Consider the following 2,155-nt stretch of genomic DNA (forward strand, 5'->3'; position numbering starts at 1 on the left):
CGCTTTTCGAATCCAATCGTTGTAAACGAGCAAGATAAAGATTCAATTTTGAAAAAGTCCCCTGCGTGTTTGCACTCAGTGCATCCTCTCGCTCCGCAGCGGCATTTTCGAAGCTGACCTGACCTATCGTCCAGTCAGCATTCATCGCATTCACTCCCCCCGATAAGAGGGTATCTCTCGTATCCATATTTAAACTTATGATCCCGTTGTCCAGATGGCGATCATTTTTCATGGAGCTTATATCGATATGGTCGTGCAGTTGCAATTTGTCATACTCTATGCGTCCGTACACATTGACATCTAAAGTACGCATGAGTGGATACTTTATCCATATACTTTTAACCTGTGCCGTGCCATGTGCATTCAGAAAAGCTATAGGCTCACCCAACCTATAGCGTAATTCTGAATAAGATCCGCCGAGTTTAGTCCCCGATCCATTCACAACTGACTCGTAGGCAATTCGCTGATAATTCAACCCTCTACCGGAACTCAGGGCGCTCAAACTTATCGTATCACCATGGTGGAATGGATTGTTTACATTAATGTTTGCACTAATACGTTCCCTACTGGTATAACGATTGCCGTAATTGTCTATGATAACGTTCCCTGAGACCATAGGGGTTGGGGTAACATTTACCATAAGATCGGAGGTAGCAACTTTTTCTCCGGATTTAAGTGTGGCGTTGCACACTACTCCCGGTATATCGGAAAGCAGTAACAATGTATGGTCCAATAGCTCTTTCGTAATAGCTTGACCTTCTTTTAACGGTGCTAACGTATCTTGTAACAAAGCATCATTGACTCGACTGCTGTTGTTGAGATTGATTTTATTATAGGTCACTTCAATGATTTGTATAGATACCATACCCTCATGAATTGTCTGTGCGGGAATAATCGCCCTCGTTAGCGGATAGCCGTTGGTATTATAATAATCAGTGAGGGTAGCCGCCAGCTTTACTAAATTACTGAGAGAGAGCATTTTCCCCTCCGCGTCCGCTACCAATGAATGTAGGGTTGCCGTATCAAAATAGGTATTGCCTGTAATTTGAATTTTTTTGACCATAAACGGTTTGCCCGGTTGTAGAGTATTGTCATTTTCTGCTTTGATGCTTATCGAGGGTTTTGGAGAAAACGGTGTATGCGGTACAACAGATTTTATATTTTGTAAGATTATACCTGCGTCTAAAGGGGCATCAGAAGCGTGTATCAGAATGGGAATCAAAATACAAAATAGAGAGAAAAAAATATGCTTCATAAATATATTTAAGCAATTTTAGTTCCATTATGTGAATTAATAAAATGGGCGTTAAATTACTTATCGTAATATTCCAAATGATACAGTAACGGGTCCGTCGTACCAATATTATTCATCGTTGAGTTGATCGTGTTATTGTGAGTGATCCATACCAGCATAAGCGATCAGTTTTACTTGATAAACTGCGTTTATTTGTTTTCAAAGGTAGTTTACGTAATTTTGGATGTGACACAGATATTTTTGGTAGGGGATATTTTTTTCGTGCTTTCTTCTGATGGGCAGGGCGGTAATTAAACCCGCAGTATGATTTTGACTTTGAATCAATACTCTCTCCATTAAATAAAATAGTTGCATCCGTGTCGGCACTTACACTGTTGAGGGTGTAGTAGCCATTGTTAATAATCAATCTATCGGGTTCTAGGTGCTTGGTGTCAAAAACGATATATTCACCCATTTCAATGGAGAGTATTGTACTTTCGGTAGGGACGATAGCAATTTTGTTTGTCAAGATTTCTGTGGGGGCACTCATATCTATTTTATCCTGAGCGGTAATAACTTCATTAGGGATCACTTGAGGTGCTGCGGTGATGTCTGCCGTGTCGGTTGCGGTGGCGTTGGTGATCGAGTAGTTGAGTGCATCGGTTCCCGCTTTACTCAACGTATCCACCGTAACGGTTTTTGCCACTCCGACATTTTTATCCGCAAACGTGGCACTTCCCCCGAATGTGACGATGTCACCGCTAATGATATCGCTAGAGGCTAAAGTCGCAGAGGCAGTAGTCGTGGCATCATAGACTTTATCCGCCGCCGTTGCGGTAACGGTGAGGGATTTTGGGGTAATATCGAGCGAACCATCTACATAGCTAACAAGATAGTGTTGATTAGATTGCAATCCACTCG

Annotated in this window: 2 protein-coding genes; both read right to left on the reverse strand. The window is 41.8% G+C overall.

The genetic code is table 11. The features are described from left to right. Window positions 1-1,255: POTRA domain-containing protein (locus JZU62_RS07880; RefSeq protein WP_295013577.1), on the reverse strand; the 1,255-nt coding region annotated here is incomplete at its 3' end. A gap of 112 nt (window positions 1,256-1,367) precedes the next feature. Beyond that, the coding region (locus JZU62_RS07885; RefSeq protein WP_295013579.1) for a YDG domain-containing protein at window positions 1,368-2,155 on the reverse strand (788 nt) is incomplete at its 5' end.

Source organism: Sulfuricurvum sp. (assembly GCF_019163035.1).
Lineage (GTDB): Bacteria > Campylobacterota > Campylobacteria > Campylobacterales > Sulfurimonadaceae > Sulfuricurvum.